The organism is Paracoccus sp. J39, assembly GCF_000518925.1.
Lineage (GTDB): Bacteria > Pseudomonadota > Alphaproteobacteria > Rhodobacterales > Rhodobacteraceae > Paracoccus.
Genome location: NZ_JAEN01000009.1, coordinates 110,738 through 134,133 on the forward strand (window position 1 = coordinate 110,738; position 23,396 = coordinate 134,133).

22 protein-coding genes are annotated in these 23,396 nt (G+C 69.2%); 10 read left to right on the top strand and 12 right to left on the bottom strand.

The features are described from left to right. The first annotated feature begins 104 nt into the window (after positions 1-104). Positions 105-1,244: a hypothetical protein gene (locus tag L632_RS0110795; protein WP_028713722.1), complete on the top strand. Its 1,140-nt coding sequence runs from the start codon at positions 105-107 to the stop codon at positions 1,242-1,244. 31 nt (positions 1,245-1,275) lie between these two features. On the opposite strand, the gene L632_RS0110800 is transcribed toward L632_RS0110795, so the two are convergent. Continuing rightward, positions 1,276-2,193 carry a LysR family transcriptional regulator gene (locus L632_RS0110800; protein ID WP_028713723.1) on the bottom strand — a complete coding sequence of 306 codons (918 nt, stop codon included), beginning with the start codon at positions 2,191-2,193 and terminating at the stop codon, positions 1,276-1,278. A gap of 183 nt (positions 2,194-2,376) precedes the next feature. Between L632_RS0110800 and L632_RS0110805 the strand changes: the two genes are divergently transcribed. From L632_RS0110805 to L632_RS22515, 7 genes are all read left to right on the top strand, one after another. Then, entirely contained in the window at positions 2,377-3,576 is a 1,200-nt protein-coding gene (locus tag L632_RS0110805; protein WP_028713724.1) for an ABC transporter substrate-binding protein, read from the top strand. Then, entirely contained in the window at positions 3,576-4,352 is a 777-nt protein-coding gene (locus L632_RS0110810; RefSeq protein ID WP_028716790.1) for an ABC transporter ATP-binding protein, read from the top strand. Before L632_RS0110805 ends, L632_RS0110810 begins: the two co-directional genes overlap by 1 nt. Then, positions 4,349-5,053 carry an ABC transporter ATP-binding protein gene (locus L632_RS0110815; RefSeq protein WP_028713726.1) on the top strand — a complete coding sequence of 235 codons (705 nt, stop codon included), beginning with the start codon at positions 4,349-4,351 and terminating at the stop codon, positions 5,051-5,053. The genes L632_RS0110810 and L632_RS0110815 overlap by 4 nt, the downstream gene beginning before the upstream one ends. Before the next feature lies 1 nt (position 5,054). Continuing rightward, on the top strand, positions 5,055-5,942 hold the full coding sequence (locus tag L632_RS0110820; RefSeq protein ID WP_028716791.1) for a branched-chain amino acid ABC transporter permease: 888 nt from the start codon (positions 5,055-5,057) through the stop codon (positions 5,940-5,942). A gap of 1 nt (position 5,943) precedes the next feature. After that, entirely contained in the window at positions 5,944-6,942 is a 999-nt protein-coding gene (locus L632_RS0110825) for a branched-chain amino acid ABC transporter permease (protein ID WP_028716792.1), read from the top strand. A gap of 46 nt (positions 6,943-6,988) precedes the next feature. Next, positions 6,989-8,587, top strand: a complete 1,599-nt coding sequence (locus tag L632_RS0110830; protein ID WP_028716793.1) for a GMC family oxidoreductase — start codon at positions 6,989-6,991, stop codon at positions 8,585-8,587. A 71-nt stretch (positions 8,588-8,658) separates the two neighbouring features. Continuing rightward, positions 8,659-9,189, top strand: a complete 531-nt coding sequence (locus tag L632_RS22515; protein WP_198019366.1) for a DUF3016 domain-containing protein — start codon at positions 8,659-8,661, stop codon at positions 9,187-9,189. A gap of 50 nt (positions 9,190-9,239) precedes the next feature. Here L632_RS22515 and L632_RS0110840 read toward each other — a convergent pair whose 3' ends face one another. Beyond that, entirely contained in the window at positions 9,240-10,643 is a 1,404-nt protein-coding gene (locus L632_RS0110840) for an aldehyde dehydrogenase family protein (protein WP_028713731.1), read from the bottom strand. 356 nt (positions 10,644-10,999) lie between these two features. Here L632_RS0110840 and L632_RS0110845 point away from each other — a divergent pair, with 356 nt between their 5' ends. Next, on the top strand, positions 11,000-11,950 hold the full coding sequence (locus tag L632_RS0110845) for an AraC family transcriptional regulator (protein ID WP_028713732.1): 951 nt from the start codon (positions 11,000-11,002) through the stop codon (positions 11,948-11,950). Here the strand turns inward: L632_RS0110845 and L632_RS0110850 are convergent. Genes L632_RS0110850 through peaA form a run of 6 tightly spaced genes read right to left on the bottom strand, consistent with a single transcriptional unit; the run spans position 11,854 to position 18,637 of the window. Beyond that, a complete protein-coding gene (locus L632_RS0110850) occupies positions 11,854-13,575 on the bottom strand; it encodes an ABC transporter ATP-binding protein (protein WP_028716794.1) in 1,722 nt (573 codons plus the stop codon). The genes L632_RS0110845 and L632_RS0110850 overlap by 97 nt on opposite strands. Then, positions 13,568-14,236 (bottom strand): S8/S53 family peptidase, encoded by a 669-nt coding sequence (locus L632_RS0110855; RefSeq protein WP_028716795.1) that lies wholly within the window; start codon positions 14,234-14,236, stop codon positions 13,568-13,570. Before L632_RS0110855 ends, L632_RS0110850 begins: the two co-directional genes overlap by 8 nt. A 1-nt stretch (position 14,237) precedes the next feature. Next, entirely contained in the window at positions 14,238-15,308 is a 1,071-nt protein-coding gene (gene peaD / locus L632_RS0110860) for a quinohemoprotein amine dehydrogenase subunit beta (RefSeq protein WP_028713735.1), read from the bottom strand. Then, positions 15,308-15,640 carry a quinohemoprotein amine dehydrogenase subunit gamma gene (qhpC, locus tag L632_RS0110865; protein ID WP_028713736.1) on the bottom strand — a complete coding sequence of 111 codons (333 nt, stop codon included), beginning with the start codon at positions 15,638-15,640 and terminating at the stop codon, positions 15,308-15,310. The genes peaD and qhpC overlap by 1 nt, the downstream gene beginning before the upstream one ends. Further along, entirely contained in the window at positions 15,637-17,094 is a 1,458-nt protein-coding gene (gene peaB, locus L632_RS0110870; protein WP_028713737.1) for a quinohemoprotein amine dehydrogenase maturation protein, read from the bottom strand. The genes qhpC and peaB overlap by 4 nt, the downstream gene beginning before the upstream one ends. A gap of 4 nt (positions 17,095-17,098) precedes the next feature. Beyond that, entirely contained in the window at positions 17,099-18,637 is a 1,539-nt protein-coding gene (gene peaA / locus L632_RS0110875; RefSeq protein ID WP_028716796.1) for a quinohemoprotein amine dehydrogenase subunit alpha, read from the bottom strand. Positions 18,638-18,834: 197 nt separating this feature from the next. Here peaA and L632_RS0110880 point away from each other — a divergent pair, with 197 nt between their 5' ends. After that, positions 18,835-20,079 (top strand): NAD(P)-binding protein, encoded by a 1,245-nt coding sequence (locus L632_RS0110880; protein ID WP_028713739.1) that lies wholly within the window; start codon positions 18,835-18,837, stop codon positions 20,077-20,079. A 7-nt stretch (positions 20,080-20,086) separates the two neighbouring features. On the opposite strand, the gene L632_RS24305 is transcribed toward L632_RS0110880, so the two are convergent. The 4 genes from L632_RS24305 to L632_RS0110900 all read right to left on the bottom strand — a co-directional run bounded on the left by L632_RS24305 (position 20,087) and on the right by L632_RS0110900 (position 23,383). Next, positions 20,087-20,275 (bottom strand): hypothetical protein, encoded by a 189-nt coding sequence (locus tag L632_RS24305; protein ID WP_156929497.1) that lies wholly within the window; start codon positions 20,273-20,275, stop codon positions 20,087-20,089. A gap of 246 nt (positions 20,276-20,521) precedes the next feature. Then, positions 20,522-21,448 carry a CbbX protein gene (gene cbbX, locus L632_RS0110890; RefSeq protein ID WP_028713740.1) on the bottom strand — a complete coding sequence of 309 codons (927 nt, stop codon included), beginning with the start codon at positions 21,446-21,448 and terminating at the stop codon, positions 20,522-20,524. Positions 21,449-21,517: 69 nt separating this feature from the next. After that, on the bottom strand, positions 21,518-21,907 hold the full coding sequence (locus tag L632_RS0110895; RefSeq protein WP_028716797.1) for a ribulose bisphosphate carboxylase small subunit: 390 nt from the start codon (positions 21,905-21,907) through the stop codon (positions 21,518-21,520). A gap of 12 nt (positions 21,908-21,919) precedes the next feature. Continuing rightward, positions 21,920-23,383: a form I ribulose bisphosphate carboxylase large subunit gene (locus L632_RS0110900; protein WP_028713742.1), complete on the bottom strand. Its 1,464-nt coding sequence runs from the start codon at positions 23,381-23,383 to the stop codon at positions 21,920-21,922. Between the last annotated feature and the right edge of the window lie 13 nt (positions 23,384-23,396).

The following is a 23,396-nucleotide window of genomic DNA, read 5'->3' on the forward strand; positions in this document are numbered from 1 at the left end:
ATGCAAGCAACGGCCGTGCCAATTTTCTGGCGCAGGGTTTGCCGGGGTTTTCGCGCCGGGCTGTTGCATGGCCGTGCAACACTGTGGCGCCACAGGGGTGGGGGATGCAGAACCAGCAGCAGCGCCAGATCCGCGGCCTTGCGCTGAGCCAGCAGATGCGGCTGTCGCTGGACCTGCTGCATATGGATGGCGCGCGCCTGCGCCGCCGTCTGCGGCTGGAGGCGGCGCGGAACCCGTGCCTGGACCTGGTCGAGACGCCCGAGGCGCTGACGGCAAGGCAGGCGCTGGCCGCGCAGATCGGGCTGCTGCGCCTGACCCGGGACGAGGCCGATCTGGCCCGGGCGCTGGTGCATTGCCTGGACGAGCGCGGCTGGCTCGCCGACCCGCTGCCCGAGATCGCCGGCTGGCTGGCGGTGCCGGCCGCGCGGATCGAGGCGCTGCTGCCCGTCCTTCAGGGCCTCGACCCGCCCGGCATCTTCGCTCGCGATCTGGCCGAGTGCCTGCGGCTGCAATTGCGGGCGCGGGGACGGCTGGACCCGATGATCGAGCGGCTGTTGCAGCGGCTGGACCTGGCCGCCTCGGGCGATCTGGCGGCGATCCGGGCGCATTGCGGCTGCGATGCCGAGGACGCGGCCGGGATGCTGGCCGATCTGCGCGCCCTGTCGCCCTTTCCGCTCTCCGAGGACATGACACCCTCCATGGCGCCCGAACTGGAGCTGACGGCGGACGGCCGTGTCCTGCCGCTGGACGCACCGGCCCCGACGCTGCGCGCCGGCGCGGGCGCCGCCGGGCAGGCCGCCCTTGCCCGTGCCCTGATCACGGGTTGCGAGGCACGCGGCGCCAGCCTGCTGCGCATCGCCTCGGCGCTGGCCGAGGCGCAGGCGGATTGGCTGCGCGGGCAGGGGGCCTTGCGGGCGCTGACCATGGCCCAACTGGCTGGACGGCTGGGGCTTGCGACAAGCACCGTCAGCCGGGCGGTGGCGGGCGTGGCCATGCGGACACCGCGCGGCACGGTGCTGCTGCGCCAATTGCTGCGCATCCCGGCCAGCCCGCGCAATCCCGATCTGAGCCGCGGCGAGGCGCAGGAGGCGCTGCGCCGGCTGATCGCGGACTGGCCGGCGGGACAGCGGATATCGGACGCGGCGCTGGCGCAGCGGCTGGCCGGGCATGGCATCGCCCTGTCGCGCCGCACGGTGGCGAAATACCGCGCCGAGATGGGGCTGGCCGCCCGGGGCCGGCGCTGATCCCGGCCTTCAGGCGGGGCGCGCGCCGCGGTCAGCCCGGCCCGGCATGGTCCATGGGGCGGGACAGCTCGTGGCCGCGCTCGGCCAGGCTGGCCGACAGAAAGCCGATCACCGCCCGCACCCATTGCATCACCCGCAGGTCGCGATGGCAGGTCAGCCAATAGGTCCGGGTCAGCCGGACCCGGTCGGGCAGCACGATCTGCAGCTCGGGATATTTCGCGGCGATATACCAGGGCAGCACGCCGATCCCCAGCCCGTTGCGCACCGCCGCCAGCTGGTTGAAGATGCTGGAGCTTTTGACGCTGGCCCGGATGGCGGGATGGATCTCGCCCAGATAGTCCAGGCCGGGGGCGAAGATCATCTCCTCGATATAGCCGATGAAACGCAGCTGGCGCAGATCCTCGGGGCCGTCGATGGGCGGCAGGCCGCGCAGATGCTCGCGGGTGGCATAGAGATGCAGGGTGTAATCCGCCAGCCGCTCCGAGCGATAGGGGCCGCTGGTCACAGGGTCCAGCGTGATCGAGATATCCGCCTCGCGCCGCGACAGCGACAGCACCTGCGGCATGGTGACGAGTTCCAGCGAGATCAGCGGGAAGCGCGCGATGAAGGCGGGCAGCAGATGGGTCGAGAACAGGCTGCCGAAGCCTTCGGGCATGGCCAGCCGCAAGGGCCGCGCCTGTCCCGGGGCGCTGGCCTGGTCCAGCGGGATCAGCCCGGCGGCCTCCTCCATGCGCTCGGCGGCCTCGATCAGGCGCTGGCCGGCGGGCGTCGGTTCATAGCCGCGGGGGTTGCGCTCGAACAGCCGGGTGTTCAGCGCCTGCTCCAGCCGGTCGATGCGGCGCGAGACGGTGACATGCGAGGTGCCCAGATGCCGCGCGGCGCGCGACAACTGGCCTTCGCGCACAACCGCCAGAAAGAATTGCAGATCGTCCCAGCTGAGATTGGCCATCTGTTCGAAAACGCACAGGTCCTGTAAGAAATTACACCGATCTGAACACTTGTGTCAAAGCCGAATTACCTGCATCGTTCGGATGAGCGGGCGCGGGAGTCGCCCCTCGTCATGGACAGGACAGCGTTCCCACCCGGCCCGCCAAAGCGGCCGGCGGAAGGAGCGCGCCTTCGGGAGGACATAATGCGAAAGTTTCTGCTGTCGGCCACCGCGGTCGGCCTTGTTGCCACGCCTGCCTTGGCCGAGATCTCGGACGGCAAGGTCAGGATCGGCATCCTCAACGACCAGTCGGGGGTCTATGCCGATTTCGGCGGCAAGTTTTCCTATGAGGCGGCGCGGATGGCGGTCGAGGATTTCGGCGGCACGGTGCTGGACGCGCCCATCGAGGTCGTCACCGCCGACCACCAGAACAAGCCCGACATCGCCTCGAACATCGCCCGGCAATGGTATGACACCGAACAGGTCGATGCGATCATGGAGCTGACCACCTCCTCGGTCGGCCTGGCGGTGCAGGCGCTGAGCCAGGAAAAGAAGAAGATCACCGTCAACACCGGCGCCGCCACGACCGAGCTGACCGGGGCGCAATGCACCCCCTACGGCTTCCACTGGGCCTATGACACCCATGCGCTGGCGGTGGGCACCGGCGGCGCGCTGGTGAAGGAAGGCGGCGACAGCTGGTTCTTCCTGACCGCCGACTATGCCTTCGGCTATTCGCTGGAGGAGCAGACCGGCAATTTCGTCAAGTCGCAGGGCGGCACGGTCGCGGGCGCGGTGCGCCACCCGCTGGCGACGACGGATTATTCCTCGTTCCTGCTGCAGGCGCAGGCTTCGGGCGCCAAGGTCATCGGCCTGGCCAATGCCGGCATGGACACGCAGAACGCCATCAAGCAGGCGGCGGAATTCGGCATCACCGCCGGCGGCCAGCGCCTTGCGGCGCTGCTCTTCACCCTGGCCGAGGTGCATGGCATCGGGCTGGATGCCGCGCAGGGGCTGACGCTGACGGAAAGCTTCTACTGGAACCGCAACCCGGAATCGCGCGAGTTCGGCGAACGTTTCAAGGAACGCACCGGCGTCATGCCGAACATGGTCCATGCCGGCACCTATTCGGCGGTCACCCAGTATCTCAAGGCGATCCAGGAGGCGGGCACCGACGAGACTGAGGCCGTCGCCGCCAAGATGCACGAGATGCCGGTCGACGATGTCTTCGCCCAGGGCGGCAAGGTCGGGCCCAATGGCCGGCTGATCAAGGACGTCTACCTGATGGAGGTCAAGGCCCCCGGCGACGTGACCGAGGACTGGGACTATTACAACGTCCTGGCCACCATCCCGGGGGACGAGGCCTTCCTGAAGCCGGCCGACAGCGGCTGCCCGCTGGTCCAGTGATGGCGGCATCTGTGGCAACGCAGGCCGAGCCGCGGGTGGTTTTGTCCGCCCGCGGCCTTGGGAAGGATTTCGCGGGTTTCACGGCGGTGAACAACGTCGACCTGGACGTGGAGCATGCGCGCATCCATGCGCTGATCGGGCCCAATGGCGCCGGCAAGACCACGGTCTTCAACCTCTTGACCAAGTTCCTGCAGCCGACGCGGGGCCAGATCACGCTGCTGGGCCAGGACATCACCAATACCAAGCCCGACAAGGTGGCGCGGATGGGGCTGGTGCGTAGCTTCCAGATCTCGGCGGTGTTCCCGCATCTGACGGTGCGCGAGAACGTCAAGGTGGCGCTGCAGCGGCCGGCGGGGCTGGCGGTGCAGTTCTGGCTGCCGCTGTCGGCGCTGGACCGGCTGGACGCGCGCGCCGACCAGCTGATCGGGCAACTGGGTCTGGCGCGCTGGCGCGACCACCGCGCCGCCGACCTGTCCTATGGCAGGAAGCGCGTGCTGGAGATCGCCACCACGCTGGCGCTCGACCCCGAGGTGCTGCTGCTGGACGAGCCGATGGCCGGCATGGGGCAGGAGGACGTGGCCATGGTCGCCGGGATCATCCGCGACGTCGCCGCCGAGCGCGCCGTGCTGATGGTCGAGCACAATCTGAGCGTCGTGGCCAATATCTGCCACCACGTCACCGTGCTGCAGCGCGGCGAGATCATCGCGGCGGGCGACTATGCCGCCGTCTCGGCCGATCCGCGCGTGCGCACCGCCTATATGGGGTCCGAGGCATGAGCGCGCCGCTTCTGAACGTCCGCGACCTGCATGCCTGGTATGGCGAAAGCCATGTCCTGCACGGCGTGAACCTGACCGTCGCCGAGGGCGAGACCATCTGCATCCTGGGCCGCAACGGCATGGGCAAGACCACGACGCTGCGCGCGATCATGGGCATCCTGCGCAAGCGCACCGGCAAGATCGAATTCGCCGGGCGCGACATGACGGCGCTGCCCCTGCACCAGACCGCCCGCGCCGGCCTCGGCTTCGTGCCCGAGGAGCGCGGCATCTTCGCCAGCCTCTCGGTCGAGGAGAACCTGATGCTGCCGCCGAAGGTCGCCGAGGGCGGCATGTCGGTCGAGGAGATCTATGCGCTGTTCCCGAACCTGCAGGAACGCCGCAATTCGCAGGGCACCAAGCTTTCGGGGGGCGAGCAGCAGATGCTGGCCATGGCGCGCATCCTGCGCACCGGCGCGCGCTGCCTGCTGCTGGACGAGCCGACCGAGGGGTTGGCCCCGGTCATCATCCAGGCCATCGGCGAGGTGCTGCAGAAGCTGAAAAGCCGCGGCATGACCGTGGTGCTGGTCGAGCAGAACTTCCGCTTCGCCGCCAAGGTCGCCGACCGCTTCTACCTGATGGATCACGGCCGGATGACGGCGGAATTCCCGGTCGCGGAACTGCAGGCGCAGATGGACATGCTGCATCGGGAACTGGGGGTGTGACATGACGATGATCTTCGGCGTTCCCATTCAGGCCCTGATGGGGCAGTTGCTGGTCGGGCTGATCAACGGCTCGTTCTACGCGCTCCTGTCGCTGGGCCTTGCGGTGATCTTCGGGCTCTTGCGGGTCATCAACTTCGCGCATGGCGCGCAATACATGCTGGGCGCCTTCGTGGCGCTGCTGCTCCTGACCGTGGGCGGCATCAACTACTGGCTGGCGCTGCTGCTGGCGCCGCTGGCGGTGGGCCTGTTCGCGGCGCTGGTGGAAAAGACCATGCTGTCGCGGCTCTACAAGCTCGACCATCTCTACGGGCTTCTCTTCACCTTCGGGCTGGCGCTGGCGATCGAGGGGACGTTTCGCTATTTCTTCGGCGCCTCGGGCAAGCCCTATGCGCCGCCCGCGCAGCTGACCGGGGCGGTGAACCTGGGCTTCATGTTCCTGCCGATCTATCGCGGCTGGGTGGTCATCGCCTCGCTGGCGACCTGCATCGGGGTCTGGCTGCTGATCGAGAAGACCAAGCTGGGCGCCTATCTGCGCGCCGCGACCGAGAACCCGACGCTGGTGCAGGCCTTCGGCGTCAACGTGCCGCTGCTGCTGACCCTGACCTATGCGCTTGGCGCCGGGCTTGCGGGTTTCGCGGGGGTGCTGGCGGCGCCGGTCTATCAGGTCAGCCCGCTGATGGGGTCGAACCTGATCATCATCGTCTTCGCCGTGGTGGTGGTCGGCGGCATGGGCTCGATCCTGGGCGCCATCGTCACCGGCTACATGCTGGGCGTGGTCGAGGGGCTGACCAAGGTCTTCTACCCCGAGGCCTCGAACATCGTGATCTTCGTCATCATGGCCATCGTGCTGATCCTGCGGCCCGCGGGCCTTTTCGGAAAGGAGGCTTGACATGGCCGGCAAAGCCGAACCCATTCCGACCGAGACCGTCGCCGCCCATCCCCGCGCCGGGCAGGTCCGGCTGCTGCTGGTCGCCGTCGCGCTGGCCGGGCTCTTGGTGGCGCCGATGTTCCTCTATCCGATCTTCCTGATGAAGCTTCTGGCCTTCGCGCTCTTCGCCTCGGCCTTCAACCTGCTCTTGGGCTATACTGGGCTTCTGTCCTTCGGCCATGCCACCTTCTTCGGGGGCGCGGCCTATTTCACCGCCCATGCGGTCAAGGTCTGGGGCTGGTCGCCCGAGGCCGGCATCCTGCTGGGCGTCGCCGGCGCGGCGGCGCTGGGGCTGGTGATGGGCGCCATCGCCATCCGCCGGCAGGGCATCTATTTCGCCATGATCACCCTGGCGCTGTCGCAGATGTTCTTCTTCTTCTGCCTGCAGGCGCCCTTCACCCATGGCGAGGACGGCATCCAGTCGGTGCCGCGCGGGCATCTGTTCGGGCTGATCGACCTGAACCGGCCGATGAACATGTATTACTTCGTGCTGGCGGTGTTCGTGATCGGGCTGCTGATCATCCGGCGCTTCGTGAATTCGCCCTTCGGCATGATCCTGAAGTCGATCCGGGAAAACGAGAGCCGCGCGATCTCGCTGGGCTATTCGGTGCAGCATTACAAGCTGGGCGCCTTCGTGATGTCGGCGGCGCTGGCCGGGCTCGCCGGCGGGGTCAAGGCGCTGATCTTCCAGTTCGCGACGCTAACCGACGTCACCTGGCAGATGTCGGGCGAGGTGATCCTGATGACGCTCTTGGGCGGCATCGGCACGCTGCTCGGCCCCATCGTCGGCGCAGGGCTGGTGGTCACGCTGCAGAACTACCTCGCCACCTCCGACTTCCCCGTCACCATCATCACCGGCGTGGTCTTCATGGTCTGCGTGCTGCTGTTCCGCCGCGGCCTGGTGGGCGAGTTCTTCGCAACCAAGATCGGCAGAAGGCTCGGGTTCAGGGGCGAATCGTGATGTCGCGGCCCTCGCGTGGCTGCGGGGGCCCTGCATGGAGTATCCGATGGAAAGCTACGATTATATCGTGATCGGCGCGGGCAGCGCCGGCTGCGTGCTGGCCAACCGCCTCAGTGCCGATCCCGGCACCCGCGTGCTGCTGCTGGAGGCCGGGGGGCGCGACAATTACCACTGGATCCATATCCCGGTCGGCTATCTCTATTGCATCGGCAATCCGCGCACCGACTGGGGCTACAGCACCCAGCCCGAGCCGGGGCTGAACGGCCGGGCGCTGCTTTATCCGCGCGGCCGGGTGCTGGGCGGCTGCTCCTCGATCAACGGCATGATCTACATGCGCGGGCAGGCGGCGGATTACGACCATTGGCGCCAGCTTGGCTGCACCGGCTGGGGCTGGGACGACGTGCTGCCGCTGTTCAAGGCGCAGGAGGACCATTATCGCGGCGCCGACGCCATGCACGGCGCCGGCGGCGAGCTGCGGGTCGAGACGGCGCGGGTCCGCTGGGCGGTGCTCGACGCCTTCATGGAAGCGGCGGAACAGGCCGGCATCCCGCGGACCGAGGATTTCAACCGCGGCGACAACGAGGGCGGCGGCTATTTCGACGTGACCCAGCGCAGCGGCTGGCGCTGGAGCGCGGCCCGCGCCTTCCTGCGCCCGGTCAGGAACCGCCCGAACCTGCGCATCCTGACCGGCGCCGAGGTCGAGCGGCTGGCGATCGAGGCGGGCGAGGTCGCGGGCGTCGTCTTTCACCATCAGGGCCAGCGCCGCGAGGTCCGCGCTTCGCGCGAGACGGTGCTGGCGGCGGGCTCCATCGGGTCGGTGCAGATCCTGGAACATTCCGGCGTCGGGCGCGGCGAGGTGCTTCAGGCCGCCGGCATCGCCCCGCAGATCGAGGTGCCGGGCCTGGGCGAGAACCTGCAGGACCATCTGCAATTGCGGCTGGTCTACAAGGTCCGCGGCGTGCCGACGCTGAACGAGAAGGCCTCGCATCTGCTGGGCAAGGCGGCGATCGGGCTGGAATACCTGCTGAAACGCTCGGGTCCGATGTCGATGGCGCCAAGCCAGCTGGGCATCTTTACCCGATCCGGGCCGGACAAGGCGACGCCGGATCTGGAATTCCACGTCCAGCCGGTCAGTCTGGACAAGTTCGGCGACCCGGTGCATCCCTTCTCGGCCATGACCGCCTCGGTCTGCAACCTGCGGCCGGAAAGCCGCGGCTCGGTCCATGTCGCCGGGCCGGATTTCCGCGCCCATCCCGCGATCCGGCCGAACTACCTTTCGGCCGAGGCCGACCGCGAGGTGGCGGTGCGCGCCATCCGCCTGGCGCGCAAGATCGCCGCGCAGCCGGCCTTCAACCGCTTCAATCCCGAGGAATACGTCCCCGGCATCGCCTTCCAGACCGACGAGGACCTGGTCAAGGCGGCCGGCGCGGTCGGCACCACCATCTTCCACCCGGTCGGCACCTGCCGCATGGGCGCCGATGACGGTGCGGTGGTCGACCCCCGGCTGCGGATGCGGGCGCTTGGCCGGCTGCGCATCGCCGACGCCTCGGTCATGCCGACGATCACCAGCGGCAACACCAACGCCCCGGTGATGATGATCGCGGAAAAGGCCGCGCGGATGATGCTGGAGGATGCCAGGGCCTAGGCCGCGGCTTTGACTTTTCCGCCGGGTTGCCCATATCCTTGCGCAGGGCTGGAAATGCGAAAGGCAAAGCCATGCTCAGAATCCTCTGCCTGTCCCTTGCGCTGGGGCTTGCGGCGCCCGCCGCCATGGCGGGGCCGGCGGCGCTTGCCGAGGGGCGCGTCACCGTAACCTATGTCGCGCCGGAAACCTTCCGAGACCGCGAGTTTCGCCGCGAACGCAGCCGCGTCTCGGCGCTGGCCGAGTTCGACCGCTGGTTCGCCGAGCTTGGCGCGCGCTACCTGCCTGCCGGGCAAAGCCTGCAGGTCGAGGTGCTCGACATCGACCTTGCCGGCGAGTTCGAGCCCTGGCGCAGCGGTTTCCACGACGTGCGCTTCCTGCGCGACATCACGCCGCCGCGCATCCATCTGCGCTATCGACTGCTGCAGGGTGGTGCGGTCGTTCGCGCGGGCGAGGAGCGGCTGACCGACATGAACTATCTTTCCAACCCGCGCGGCCATGGCGACGGGCGGCGCTTCGTCCATGACAAGCTGATGCTGCAGGGCTGGTTCCGCAAGACCTTCGCGGCGCCGCAGCGGCAATCCCGCCCGGATCTGTCGGGCTGATCGGCAGGGCAGGGGCGCGGCCGGCCCCTGCCGGGCCCGCCCGCCTGCCGTCAGCGCGCCTCGTTCACGATCCTGATCTGGGTGAACTCGGCTAGCCCCTCCTCGGCGAACTCGACGCCGAGTCCGGATTGCTTGGCGCCGCCGAAGGGGATGTTCGGGCCGAAATCCAGGTGCTTGTTGATCCAGACCGTGCCGCTTTCGATGCGCTCGGCGACGCTGCGGGCCAGGTCGCGATCCTCGCCCCAGACCGAGCCGCCCAGGCCAAGCTCGATGCCGTTGGCGCTGGCCACCGCCGATTCCACGTCCTCGAAGCGGATCACCGGCAGGATCGGGCCGAATTGTTCCTCGTCCACGATGCGGTCGCCGTCCTTGACGTCGGCGACGATGGTCGGGCGGATGAAATAGCCGGGCCCCTCGGTCAGCGCGCCGCCGGCGATGATGCGGCCGTCGGCGCGGGCGGAATCGAGGAAGCCCTTGATCTTCTCGAACTGCATGCGGTTCTGCAGCGGGCCGATGGTGGTGCCCTGCTGCAAGCCGTCGCCGACCACGGCGGCCTCGGCCAGCTCGGCCAGCCGGGCGCAGACTTCCTCATAGATCGAATCGTGCACATAGGCGCGCTTGATCGCCAGGCAGACCTGCCCGGCATTCATGAAGGCGCCGGCGAAAAGCCCCGGCGCGACCTTGGCCGGATCGGCGCCCGGCAGCACGATGGCCGCATCGTTGCCGCCCAGCTCAAGCGTCAGCCGCTTGATGGTGGATGCCGCGCTGGCCATGATCTTCTGCCCGGTCGCGGTCGAGCCGGTGAACGAGATCTTGGCGACATCCGGATGCGCGGTCAGCGCCGCGCCCAGGTCGTTCTGGTCGGTGACGATGTTGACCACGCCCGGCGGCAGGATCCCGGCGATGATCTCGCCCAGTTTCAGCGTGGTCAGCGGCGTGGTCGGCGCGGGCTTGACCACCATGGTATTGCCGGCCAGCAGCGCCAGCGGCAGCTTGAAGGCCACGATCAGCACCGGGAAGTTCCAGGGAATGATCGCCCCGACCACGCCCAGCGGCTTGCGGAACTGCCGCACCAGCCGGCTGTCGCTGTCCTCGATCACCTTCACCGGCAGGTCATAGCTCGCCAGATGGCGGATGAAGGCGCAGGTATAGGCGATCTCGGCCTGCGCCTCGGGCAGGGGCTTGCCCTGTTCCTGTGTCAGCAGCCGGGCGAATTCCTCGGCCCGTGCCTCCAGACCGTCGGCGATCTGCAGGATCAGCGCGCGCCGTTCCTCGATCGGCCGGGCGGCCCAGGCGGGAAAGGCCGCCTTGGCCGCCGCCACCGCCGCGTCGAGCTGCGCCGCCGAGGCACGGGGGGCTTCGGCCAGCAGCTGTTCGTTGGCCGGGTTCACGACCTCCATGGTCATGTCGCCCGCGACCAGCTGGCCGTCGATCAGCAATCGGTATTCCGTCATTTCGTCCCTCCCCAAAAGCGTCGCGCAAGTCTGGGGCAGAAGCCGGGCCGATTCTTGCCATATCCGGCCAATTCGCCGGGGCCGAGGGGCGCGGGCCGAAATCTGGCCGGAAATGTCAAATCCGCAACTGCCTGATTTTGCGGCATGATCCGGGAAAGCGGCGGATTTGTAACGGTTTTTCGCAAGCCCCGTCCCAAGGCCCGCGCGGTGCGGCGATTCTTGGGGATCGTCCGGCGGATATGCTACACTTTGTCGCAACAGGGAAATAGCCGGGGCAAGGCGCGAGACAGCGGCCACCCGGCGCAGCCACGGGAAATGCCATGCAAGGGTCATGGATTCGCGGAGCCATCGCATTCATGCTGATCGGGTCCGAGGCGGACGGCGCCCCGGCTGCCGCTGCCCCGGTGCCGGCGATGCCCTTGCAGACCTTCGTCAACCATCTCGAACAGGAGCGCGCGGCCAGCAGCGACGGCCTGCGCTCATGGCGCTCGGGCGAGGAGATGGAGCTTTCCGCCATCGGCATCCTGGGCGACGCGGTCGCCCCGCGCCGCACGCTGGGCGAGGCGCTGCGCATCCTCGCCCGCGGCTTCCCGGTGCTGCAATCGAACAGCCGGGTCTCGCTCGAGGTGATCGGCGACGAGGCGCATGTCTGCTACCGGGTGCTCGACCCGCGGATCTGGCCGCGCCGGGCGGATGCCGAGCTGACGCTGGGGCTGATCCGCGGCATCTGCGACCGCTACGCGGTGCCGAACAGCGCGATACAGGACCTGTGCTTCGAGCATCAGCCGGATCGCGACCTGCGGGTGCTGGCGCATCACCTGGGCCGCACGCCGCGCTTCGGCCAGGACGAGAACCGCATCGTGTTTTCCGCGCGCGTGCTGGGCAACACGCTGCGCGCCGAGGCCGGAGGCGATGCCATGGCGCTGTCGAAACGGCTGGACGAGGCGCTGACCGAGCTGCGCCGGCAGACTCCGGTCGCGCAGCGGGTGCACCAGCTGATCCTGGCGCAGATGGAACGCGGGCTGGTCAACCAGGCCCATATCGCCGCGCAGCTCGGCATGTCCGAGCGTTCGCTGCGCCGGGCGCTGGCCGCCGAGGGGCAGCCGTTCCACGAGATCCTCGAAGAATGCCGCCGCGTCCACGGTTTCGCGCTACTGGTGCGCAGCGACCGGCTGTTCGGCGAGATCGCGCTGCTGCTGGGCTATTCCGATCAGACCGCCTTTTCGCGCGCCTTCTCGCGCTGGTATGGCGCTTCGCCGCGCGAGCTGAGGAAGATGGGCGCCGAGGAGGTCAGCGTGATCCGCTGATCGAACCGCCCCTCGCGCGTCGGGCCGCTATGGGCGATGAAGATGCGCGTGGCGTCGGCCCGCAGGGTCTCGATGGCGGCGAGGATGCGCCGGCAGGCGGCATCGTCGATTTCCGAGAAGGCTTCGTCGAAGATCAGCACCTCGGCCGGGCGCAGCAGTGCGCGGGCGATGGCGATGCGCTGGCGCAGCCCGCCCGACAGATTGGTGCCGGTTTCGCTGACCGGCGTGGCAAGCCCGGCCTCGGCCCGCGCCCATCCGGCCAGGTCGGCGGCCTCCAGCGCCTGCCACAGCGCGGCATCGCCCGCATCCGGCGCGGCCAGGCGCAGGTTCTCGGCCAGCGTGCCGCGCAGGATCGCCGGGCGCTGCGCCAGATGGGTGATGCGCGCGGCGAGCGCCAGCGGGCGCAGATGCGCGACCTCGGCGCCCGCAAGCCGCACCGCTCCCTCGGCCAGCGGCGCGTCGCGGGTCAGCGCGGCCATCAGCCGCGACTTGCCGATCCCCGACGGCCCATCCAGCAGCACGCGCTGGCCCGGCAGGATCACGGCCGTCACCGAATGATGCGCGGCGCCCTCGGCCCGGGCCTCGCGCAGGGCGATGGTCAGCGGGCCGGGCGGCGGTTCGGCGCCCGCGTCGGGACGGGCCGAGGCGATCACCGCGCCCAGCCGGTCCGCAGCCACCCGCGCCCGGGCCTGCGCATGGTAGAGGCCCAGAAGGTTGCGCAGCGGCCCCGACATCATCCCGGCATAGGCAAGGAAGGCGACCAGCGTGCCGATCTGCCATTCGCCGCGGACCACCTGCCAGCCGCCGACCAGCAGGATGGTGCCGCGCAGGATGGCGGTGATGGTCTGGCTGACCGCGCCCACCGTCTCGGACCAGAGCCGCTGGCGGGTCAGCCCGGCGATCTGCGCCTGCTGCGCGGCGCCGAATCTGGCCGCCCGGTGGTCCAGCGCGCCCAGTCCGCGCAGGGTGGCGCGAGCCGACAGCGTCTCGGCCATCTGCGCGGAAAGCGCGCCGCGCTGGCTGCGCACCTTCTCGGCCAGGGCGCGGGTCCGGGGGCGGGCGCGGGACAGGAACCACAGCTCGAACGGCGCGGCCAAGAGCGGCAGGACCGCCATGCGCCAGTCCAGCGCGATCATCAGCCCCAGCCCGCCGGCCAGCCGGAACAGCGCGCCGACCGCGACCAGGGCGGTGTCGAAGGCGAAGCCCTGGATCTCGGCGCAGTCCCCGTCGAGCCGCGCCATCGCCTCGCCCAGCGGCAGGTCGGGGTGGTCGGGATCGCGTGCCAGCGCCGCGCCGAACAGCCCACCGCGCAGATCGGCCAGCATCCGCGCCGAGGCGCGCAGGTGCAGCATCGAGTTCACCATCCCGAAGCCCACCGCGCCCAGGCCGAGCGCAAAGGACAGCCCGGCCCAGAAGATCAGCGCGCCCATGTCCAGCGCCATGATGCCGGCATCGATCACCTGCCGGGTCAGCATCGGCATGGCCAGCCCCAGCGCCGCCGCGGCAAGCGAGGCCGCCAGCACCACCAGCCCCGAGGGCAGGGCGCGCGCCATCACCGGCGCCAGCCAGCCCGCCGCCTCGGGGCCGAAGATCAGCCGGGCAAGGCGGGCGGCCAGCCTATCCATGGCCGCATTTCCGTTCCGGGCCGTGATGGATCGCGCGCGCTGCCAGCGCGGCGATGGCGGCCGGCCCGTCGAGCCGCCCCGTCCCCGCCATGAACGCCGCCAGATGGCCGGCGACCCGCGCCGCGCCAAGGCTGGCGCCGCCCATCCCGGGCGGGCTGTGCTCGGGCGAATTGCACCAGGCGCCGAACAGCGCCGGGCCAAGCTGCGACAGATCATCCCACCCGCAGCGCGCATCGCCGGTGGCGGCGATCACGCCGGGATAGGCGGCGGGAAAGCAGGGCGCGCCGCGGGCCGGATGCGCCGCGACCAGAACCGCGCCGCCGGCCACCAGCGCCTCGCAGGCCCGGCGCAGCGGCGCGCGGTCGGCGCTCAGGCCCAGGCTCATGCAGATCACCTCGGGCCGGGCCTCGCCCATGGCGGCGAACCAGCGCAGCGCGGCGGCGACGCGCAGCGCGCAGGTGACAGGCCGGTCGTCGAAGACCTGCGCATGGATGACCGCCGCGCCCGGACAGGCGCGGCGGATGATCGCGGCGACGGCGGTGCCGTGGCCCAGCCGGTCGGGCCGGGCGGGGATGGCCGAGCCGTCGGCCATGAAGGCGCGGGCATCCTCGGCCGGGTCCTCGGGGCCGGGGCCGCTGTCGATCACCCCCACCCGCAGCATGTCATTCGTCCCGCGTGAACAGCCGCACCGAGGCCAGCGACATCGAGGCGTTGCCTGGCAGGTCGACCTGGCCCTTCTTCTCCAGCGTCTCGGCATCATAGGCGGCAAGGTCGCCAAGCGCGCCGCCCAGCCAGACCGTGCTGCCGTCGGTCGAGACGTTCACGGAATAATAGCTGTGTGGCAGCGCCACCCGCTTGATCGAGGCGTTCTTTTCCAGATCGAAGCTTTCCAGCACGTTATAGGCGCCGAAGGCGCGGGTCTTGGCCGGGTTCACCGCGGTCGAGAAATAGAACACGTCCATGATGCGGATTTCGCGCATCGCCATCTCGCCGGTCTCCAGGTCCATGGTCAGCAACCCGGTGCGATAGGCTGCCGGATCTGCCGGGTCGATGTCCTTGCGCGCGGTGTAGAAGGGCGTCGCCATCACCCCCGAGCTTTCGTGCTGGTTCCAGACCGCCAGCACGTCGGGCTGGGCATAGGTCTCGGCCTCCCAGCTCTGGATCGGCTTGTCCTCGATCAGCGTGCCGGTCTCGGGATCCATGACATGCAGGTCGCGGCCCAGCCCGTAAAGCTTCGAGCCGTCGCGGGCCCAGGCCAGCATGGTGATCTGGCGCGGCGCCTCGAAGGCCTTGCGCCGTTCCAGCGTCTCGGCATCGTAAAGCGCGATGCGGGTGGGCTGGACCTCGAAATGCGTCAGCTCCAGCTTCACCGGGCTTTCATAGATCGCCAGCGTCTTGCCGTCGGGGGAAAGCGCGGCGCCGAACAGGCTTTTCACCCGCTCCTCGGGGGTGGACAGGTCGATGCGGCCCAGCGTCTCGCCGGTCACGAGGTCGACCTTGACCAGGCTTTCGGACTTGTTGACCGTGGCATAGGCGATCCTGCCGTCCGGCGCGACCATCGGCACCATGGGCGTGGGGCCGGCGTCGTCGATCTCGATCACCGTCTCGACCGCCATTGTCTGGGTATCGACCACGACCAGCTTGTTGGGCCGCGCCGGGGCCAGGATGTAGTCATGCGCGGCGGCCGGGCCGGCCAGCGCCAGCGCGGCCGCAAGCATCAGGGATTTGCGCATCAGGACGAGCCTTTCGTTTCCGGGAACACCGATTGCAGCTTGCGCCAGTCCTGCATGACGTCGTCGGCGCCGGCGCTCCAGTTCGGATAGGTGTTCAGCGTGTCGGCCACCTGCGCCGGCCACCAGCAGGGATCGGCGCAGCCATACAGGTCGGCCTCCATCGGCTGGCACAGGTTCGAGACGGCGCCGAAGGCGTCCACCTCCCAGCCGGGGTCGAAGGAGGTGGTGCAGCCGACCAGCGAATTCATCGCCACGACCTCCTCCTCGCGGCCCTCGGCCTCGGCTTCAACGAAGGCCTTCGCCTTGGCGTTGGCGGGGATCAGATGTTTCATTGGAGAACCTCCCTTGCTGGGCCGGACCGGGTGATCCGGGGTTCCAATTGGCTGCGGAAGAAGGACGGGTTGGCCTGCATGATGCGGACATAGGATTCGATGCCGAAATCGACCCAGTCCCGCATCAGGTCGCAGTAATGCCAGACCGGCGCGAAGGGATCGCCTTGCCGGGCATAGCTTTCGTGATAGCAGCCGCCGGCGCAGATACTGCGGATGCGGCAGGTCTTGCAGCCAAAGGCGCTGCGGTCCTGCGCGGTCTCGATGAAGCCGGCGAGCTTGGGAATGTCGATGCCGGTTTCGACATTGCCATAGGTCGGCTGGTTCGAACCGACGAAGCGGTGGCAGAGGTGCAGCTCGCCCTCCTTGTCGACGGCCAGCATCCCCAGGCCCGCGCCGCAGGGCACCGCCTTCTTGGTGCCCTGGGCGATGTCGGTCAGCAGTTGGTGCATGTTGGAAAAGCCGATGTTCTCGCCCCGGCAGGCGGCCTCGACATAGCGCCGGCCCAGGGTCTTCATGTCCTCGAAGGCGCGCTTCAGCGCCTCCTGGTCCAGGTTGAAGACCGCGATCGGCCCCGAGGTCGCCGGGCCGAAGCCGACCTCGTGAAAGCCCAGCTCGTTCTTCAGGTGGTCGTGGATGCCGATGACGTCGGTTACGCCGCGCGTCAGCGTCACCCGCACGCCGACCGGGCGCGAGCGATAGCGCGAAAGCAGCATCCGCACATTGCGCGCCACCAGGTCATAGGTGCCCTTGCCGCCCACGGTCTTGCGGTTCGCGTCATGCAGCGCCTTCGGCCCGTCCATGCTGACCGTCAGCGCGAAGCGATGCGCGTCGAACCAGTCCACCAGTTCCGGCGTCAAGAGCGTCGCATTGGTGGTCAGCGAGAAATCGACCGTCTTGCCGAGTTCCGCCGCGCGCGGCAGGGCATAGGCGACGACCTCGCGGATCAGCGGCATGTTCGACAGCGGCTCGCCGCCGAAGAACACCACGTTCACCCGGTCGCGGGCATGGGCCTGCTTCAGCAGCAGCTCGAAACTGGCGCGCGCCGTCTGAAAGCCCATCTTCTGGCCCTTGGCGGGGGTGGTCAGGTCTTCCTTGTAGCAATAGGTGCAGGCCAGGTTGCAGCCGGTGTTCACGTTCAGGATGATCGTGGACAGCGGGATCTCCTCGACCCTGGCGATGGGGCGCGGGGTGTCCGCCGCATCGGCATCGCGCAGGATGTCGAGCGCCAGGAAGCTTTGCAGGCAGTCGGCCAGGGTGTCGGGGGCGTGATGCGCGCCCAGCTCGGCGCGCATCACATCGGGATCGACGGCGGGCGAGCGGCGGAACAGGTCGTAGACGTCGCGCGCCACGCCGTCGAGCTCGAACAGGCTGGTCGTCGGCACATGCATCAGCATGGCATGGCCGTCGACATCGACGCGGTGGGCATTGTGGCGGATGAGGGTCAGGGCTCCCATGGCGTCACCGGATCGGCGCGTCGACGAAGCGCTGCACCGTGGCGTAGAGATGCGCCTCGGCACTCAGCGGCTCGCCTCCGGCCTCGACGGTGGCCACCACCTTCAGGTTGCCGGCATTGTTGGTCTGCATCGGCCGTTCCGGGTTCGGCCCGGCATCGGCCGGCGTGAACAGGCCGGTATCGTCGATCGAGCCGGCATATTTCGCGTCCTGCATCTTTTCCGCCTCCTCGTCGAAATTGTCGGTGGCCCAGCTGGCCGGGAAGGCGCCCAGGGCGATGTCGTCCTCGGTCCCGGCTTCGCCGTCGGGGCCGTTCAGCCAGCCCATCGCCTCGAACTGCGCGGGCACCTTGGGGATCGGGCCGCCATTGCCGCCGATGCGGGCGATGGTCATGTCCGGCACGATGCTGATGCGGTCGGGCCGGTCATAGGCCACCAGTTCGACCTTCTGCCCGCCCAGATCCAGGCTGACCGGGCCGGGCGCGCCGCTGGCGGTCAGCTTCAGCACCGTCACGCCGTCCCCGGCGCTCTCCACGCTGCCGGTAACGCCTTCGGGCAGGGTCAACGCATCGCCCAGGCCGGTGCCCGCGACGCGGACCCGCGTTTCCTCGCCGATCTTCAGCCGCGCGGGGGCGACCGCCAGCACCTGCGGCGCGCCGTCCGCCTTCACCGCCGCCAGCCTTCCGCCGATCACGTCGCTGTCGGCATGATACCAGCGGCCCGAGAAGCGGCCGTCCTCGAAGGCCATGACCTGGCGGATGGTGGTCTCGCCGTCGCTCAGCGTCGCCCGCCATTCGCCGGCGCCGAGGATGCGGCCGGTGCCAGCAAAGCTCCGGCTGCCATCGGCGAAGTCGAGGGTCATGGTCACCTCGTAATCCTCGCCCGCCTTCTTCAGCGCCAGCCGGCCGGTATAGTCGCCGCGCCCCGGCTGCCGCCCGGCCAGCACGTAATCGCCCGAGGCATCGCCGGCAAAGGCGGCCGGCGCCTCGCCCAGCGGATAGGTCTTGGCCAGGAAGGGGATGATCTCGGCCTGGGCGATGCCCCACCAGTCGCGATCCCGCGCCAGCGCCTGGTATTCCAGCGTCGGGAACTGGCCGAGGTGGAAGTTGACCAGATGCGTCCAGTCCTCGGGGGTGCGGCGCTGCAAGGCGACGCGGGCATAGGAATGGCAGCGGCCGCAGGTCTGGGTCATCAGCGTGTCGGGGCCCTCGTCCCAGGCCACCGGCTCGCGTTCCAGGATGTAGCGGCGCTCTTCGGTCTCGGAAAGCGTCAGGCCGCGGGTGTCGGACAGGTAGCGCACCACCGCCGCGCGTTCCTCGGGCTGCAGGGCGACCCCGTGGTTGCGCATCATCCGCGTCACGGTCATGTCCCAGCCCTCGGGCGTCTTGCGGGCGGCGTCGATGCGCTCCCAGCGACCGTCCTCGTGCTTGACATGGCAGGCGGCGCAGGCGTTCTCCAGCACCTCCTCTCCGGTTGCCGCAAGGGCCGGGCTGGCGGCGGCAAGGGCTGCGGCAGAGACCAGCGCGGTTCGGGTCAATGGCTTCATCTGGCGGTTTCCTCTGGCTGGCCGGGCGGGGCCCGATTGCTTCGCCATCCAGAAAAGCGCCAGCCGGGGCGGCATTCTTGTCATTCCCGGCCAAAGGCGCGGCAGATGGTCGCGCCGGGCCATTCTGGCCGGAAATGTCAGGTATCGCCTTCCCGGCCGGAGGCAGACTGCACGGCATCGCAGCACAGGAGGCGGGAATGAGGCGCCATGCCGATCTGATCGTGCTGGGGGGCGGACCTGCGGGCGCCGTCTCGGCCTGGCTGGCGGCGCGCGACGGGCTCGACGTGCTGCTGGTCGATCCCGACCGCCAGGCCCCCCGGCTGGAAGGGTTAAGCCCGCGCCTGCATCGCTGGCTGGCCCGGCAGGGGCTGCTGCGCGGCTTTTCCGCGATCCACGGCCCGCTGCGGCGGCAGGTCGATTGGGCCGGGATCAGCGACAGCAATGCCGAACATGTGGTCCTGCGCCACGCGCTCGACGCGCATCTGCGCCGGGCGGCGGCGGCGGCCGGCGCGGTTCCGGTCGTCGCCAGCGGCAGGCCCGAGGCGGGCGGGGCGGTGCTTTCGGACGGCCGGCAGCTGCGCGCGCCGCTGGTGATCGACGCGCGCGGCCGCAAGGCGCCGGCGGCGGGCGGGCGGGCGCCCGCCACGGTGGCGCTCAGCGGCTGGGTCGCGGCCGAGGCGGCAGCGTCCGGCATCCGGCTGGCTGCCTTCGCGGGGGGCTGGCTGTGGCGCGTGGCCCTGCCGGACGGCCGGGTCTGGGCGCAGGCGCTGCTGGACGCCGCCGGCCCGGGCAGCCCCGAGGAGCGGCTGCGCGCCGCCATTGCCGAGGCCGAGCCCGGGCTCGAAGCCGTTCCGGCCGGCGCGGTGCTGGCCCGCGAGGCTGCGCCGCGCCTGCCGGCCCCGGTCTCGGATCTGTCGCTGCTGCGTGTCGGCGACGCCTTCGCCGCCATGGACCCGCTGTCCGGGCATGGCCAGTTCTGGGCGGTCTCCAGCGCGCTCGCGGTCGCCGCCGTCCGCCGCACCCTGGCCGCGAGACCGGAATCGGAGGCGCTCTGCCGCCGTTTCCTGAACCGCCGCGCCTTCGAGACGAGCCTGCACCAGATGCGCGTCGGCCGCGACTTCCTGCGCGCCGAGACCCGCTTCGGCGCAGCCCCCTTCTGGTCGGCGCGGCACGCCTTTCCCGACGACCGGCCGCTGGCGGTGCCGGCCGCGCCGCGGATCGCGCCGGGCATCGTCATCGAGAACGGGCTGCTGGCGCGGCGCGAACTGCTCCGCACCCCGCGCTCGCCCGGCGGCATCGGCTGGTTCGGTGCCATTCCCGCGGCCGAAGTCTGGCGGCGCTGGCAGCAGGGCGGCGCGCCGGCGCTGCAGGCGCGCTGGGGCGAGGCGGCCCCGACCCTGGCCCGCCGCCTTCAGGCCGAGATCGGCCCCGAGCCCGCCTGAACCGCGGTCAGGGCCCGCCGCCGGCGAGGCCGGTGCGGGAACCGTCGCGGCCGCCGGGATCATGCGGATGCCGGTCGGCCTCGGCCGGGAAGGGCAGGTCGAAAGGGGCATGGCAAAGCGGACAGCGGCGGGCGGCGGCGCGCGGCACGTGCCGGCCGCATTGCGGGCAGGGCATGGGCAGGGCGGATCGGGTCATCCCGATACCCGGCTGCAAAGGCAAGCCCCGGCGCGGCCATGCCCGCCATCGTCGCACCCGCGCGCCCGAAAGAACCCGCCCGCCGGATCGCACCGGGTCGCATAATCGCCATAACCAAACTGTTTCACTGTTCAACCTGCTCAAAAAAGGAAGCGTCATCGTCCGCAACGCTCCCCTCCAACATGACGCCCCCCGCCGGCCTTTCAAGTCCCTGCCGGCTGCGGGCGGGGCGGCAAGCTGTCGCGGTCAATCCGTCCCGGTGCCACGCCCCCCGTCGAGGTCGAGCCCGCCCGAGAACACCCGGCTGGCGCGGATATCCGCCGCGGTGATGGTCGAGAGCGCCCGCGCATCGACCGGCGCGTCGCCGGAGAACAGCCGGTTGGCCTGCCGCAGCCGCGCCCGGTCCAGCGCATTGCGGATCGAACGGGCATTGGCGAAATGCGGCTGGTCGCGGCGCAGGCGGATATATTCCTCCATGGCCAACCGCCCGCCCTCGTCGAAGCCGTAGCCCTGCGCCTCCAGCATCGAGGCCGAGATCCGCCCGAGTTCCTCGTCCGTATAATCGGGAAACTCGATGTGATGGGCGATGCGCGACCGGAAACCCGGATTGGCCGAGAAGAAGCGGTCCATCCGCTTGGCATAGCCGGCCATGATCACCACCAGGTCGTCGCGGTTGTTCTCCATCACCTGCAGCAGGATCTCGATCGCCTCCTGGCCATAGTCGCGCTCGTTGTCGGGCTTGTAGAGGTAATAGGCCTCGTCGATGAACAGCACGCCGCCCATGGCCTTCTTCAGCACCTCCTTGGTCTTGGGGGCGGTATGGCCGATATATTGCCCGACCAGGTCGTCGCGGGTGACGCTGACCAGATGGCCCTTGCGCACATAGCCCAGCCGGTGCAGCAGCCCGGCCATCTTCAGCGCCACCGTGGTCTTGCCGGTGCCGGGATTGCCGGTAAAGCTCATGTGCAGCGTGGGCGTCTCATGGGCCAGTCCCAACTCGCGCCGCGCCCGGTCCACCAGCAGCAGCGCCGCCGTCTCGCGGATCCTCTGCTTGACCGGCGCCAGCCCGATCAGCTCGCGGTCCAGCTCGTCCAGGATCTCGCGCACGCCCGAGGATTCATACTCGGCCTTCAGATCGACCGTGGCGGTCTTCTCGCCCATATCGCCATCCATAAGGCTTTCTCCGTTTTCCAAATACCCCCGGGGGTCCGGGGGCAGGCAGCCCCCGGCCCGGCAGCGCCCTCAGCCGACCAGCTCATGCGTATAGCGGATATGCCGGCCGTCGGCCTCCATCCGCCAGGTCCTGAAGCTCGGCTCCGATTTCGGCCGGTTGACGATGAAGGACATCGTCACCGTCTCCCATCCCCGGGTGCTGTCGAAGGCGTTGATGCGGATATAGCTGTCGCCATGCGCCTTGCGGCACTCGTCCAGTTCCATCATCACGCCCTTGGCGTCCCGAAGGTCGAACATGGGATTGCCCCACATCTCCCAATAGGTATTGCGGGGATGCGGCTCGTCGGTGAACTCGATCCCGACCGCCCAGTCCCTCGACAGGATATAGTCCACCTGGTCGCGGATCTGATTGTCGTCCAGATCCGGCAGGAAGGAAAAGCAGCCCTGAGTGATACGCATTTTCTCTCTCCCTTAGCTGACGGACGCGGTCGGAACGAAATCCGAGGTGTCGGTCGAGGTATAGTTGAAGGTGATGTTGCCCCAGGTATCCAGCGCCGCCTCCAGCGGCTTGCACCACTTGGCGGCGCGGCGCAGGACCTCGGGGCCCTCGGTTGCGATATCGACGCCCTCGTTGCGGGCCAGGACCATGGCTTCCAGCGCCACGCGGTTCGCGGTCGCGCCGGCCTGGATGCCCATCGGGTGGCCGATGGTGCCGCCGCCGAATTGCAGCACCACGTCGTCGCCGAACAGGTCCAGCAGCTGGTGCATCTGCCCGGCATGGATGCCGCCCGAGGCGACGGGCATCACCTTCTTCAGGTTGCCCCAGTCCTGCTCGAAGAAGATGCCGCGCGGCAGGTCCACTTCGTTCACCATCTCGCGGCAGACGTTGTAATAGCCCTGCACGGTCAGCGGATCGCCTTCCAGCTTGCCGACGGCGGTGCCGCAATGCAGGTGGTCGACGCCCGCCATGCGCAGCCATTTGGCGATGACGCGGAAGCTGATGCCGTGGTTCTTCTGCCGGGTATAGGTGCCGTGCCCGGCGCGGTGCATGTGCAGGATCATGTCGTTCTGCCGGCACCAGTTGCTGATCGACTGGATCGCCGTCCAGCCGACGATCAGGTCCACCATGACGATGACCGAGCCGAGTTCCTTGGCCAGTTCGGCGCGGCGATACATCTCCTCCATGGTGCCGGCGGTGATGTTGAGGTAATGGCCCTTGACCTCGCCGGTGGCGGCCGTGGCCTTGTTCACCGCTTCCATGCAGTAAAGGAAGCGGTCGCGCCAATGCATGAAGGGCTGCGAGTTGATGTTCTCGTCGTCCTTCATGAAGTCGAGCCCGCCCTTCAGCCCCTCATAGACCACGCGGCCGTAGTTCTTGCCCGACAGTCCCAGCTTGGGCTTGGTGGTGGCGCCCAGCAGGGGGCGGCCGAACTTGTCCAGCCGCTCGCGCTCGACCACGATGCCGGTGGGCGGGCCGGCAAAGGTCTTCATGTAGGCGACCGGGAAGCGCATGTCCTCCAGCCGGGCGGCCAGCAGCGGCTTGAAGCTGAAGACGTTGCCGATGATCGAGGCGGTAACATTGGCGATGGAGCCTTCCTCGAACAGGATCAGGTCATAGGCGACATAGCAGAAATACTGCCCCGGCTGGCCCGGCACCGGCTCGACCTTATAGGCCTTGGCGCGATACTGGTCGCAGGCGGTCAGCCGGTCGGTCCAGACCACGGTCCAGGTCGCGGTCGAGCTTTCGCCGGCCACCGCCGCCGCCGCCTCGATCGGGTCCACGCCATCCTGCGGGGTGATGCGGAACAAGGCCAGCACATCGGTGTCCTTGGGCTGGTAGTCGCCGTCCCAATAGCCCATCTGGGCGTATTTCAGCACCCCGGCGGCATAGCGCTTCTTCTTGTCGGTGATCTCGGACTTGCTCAATTCGTTCATCGGGCTTCCTCCT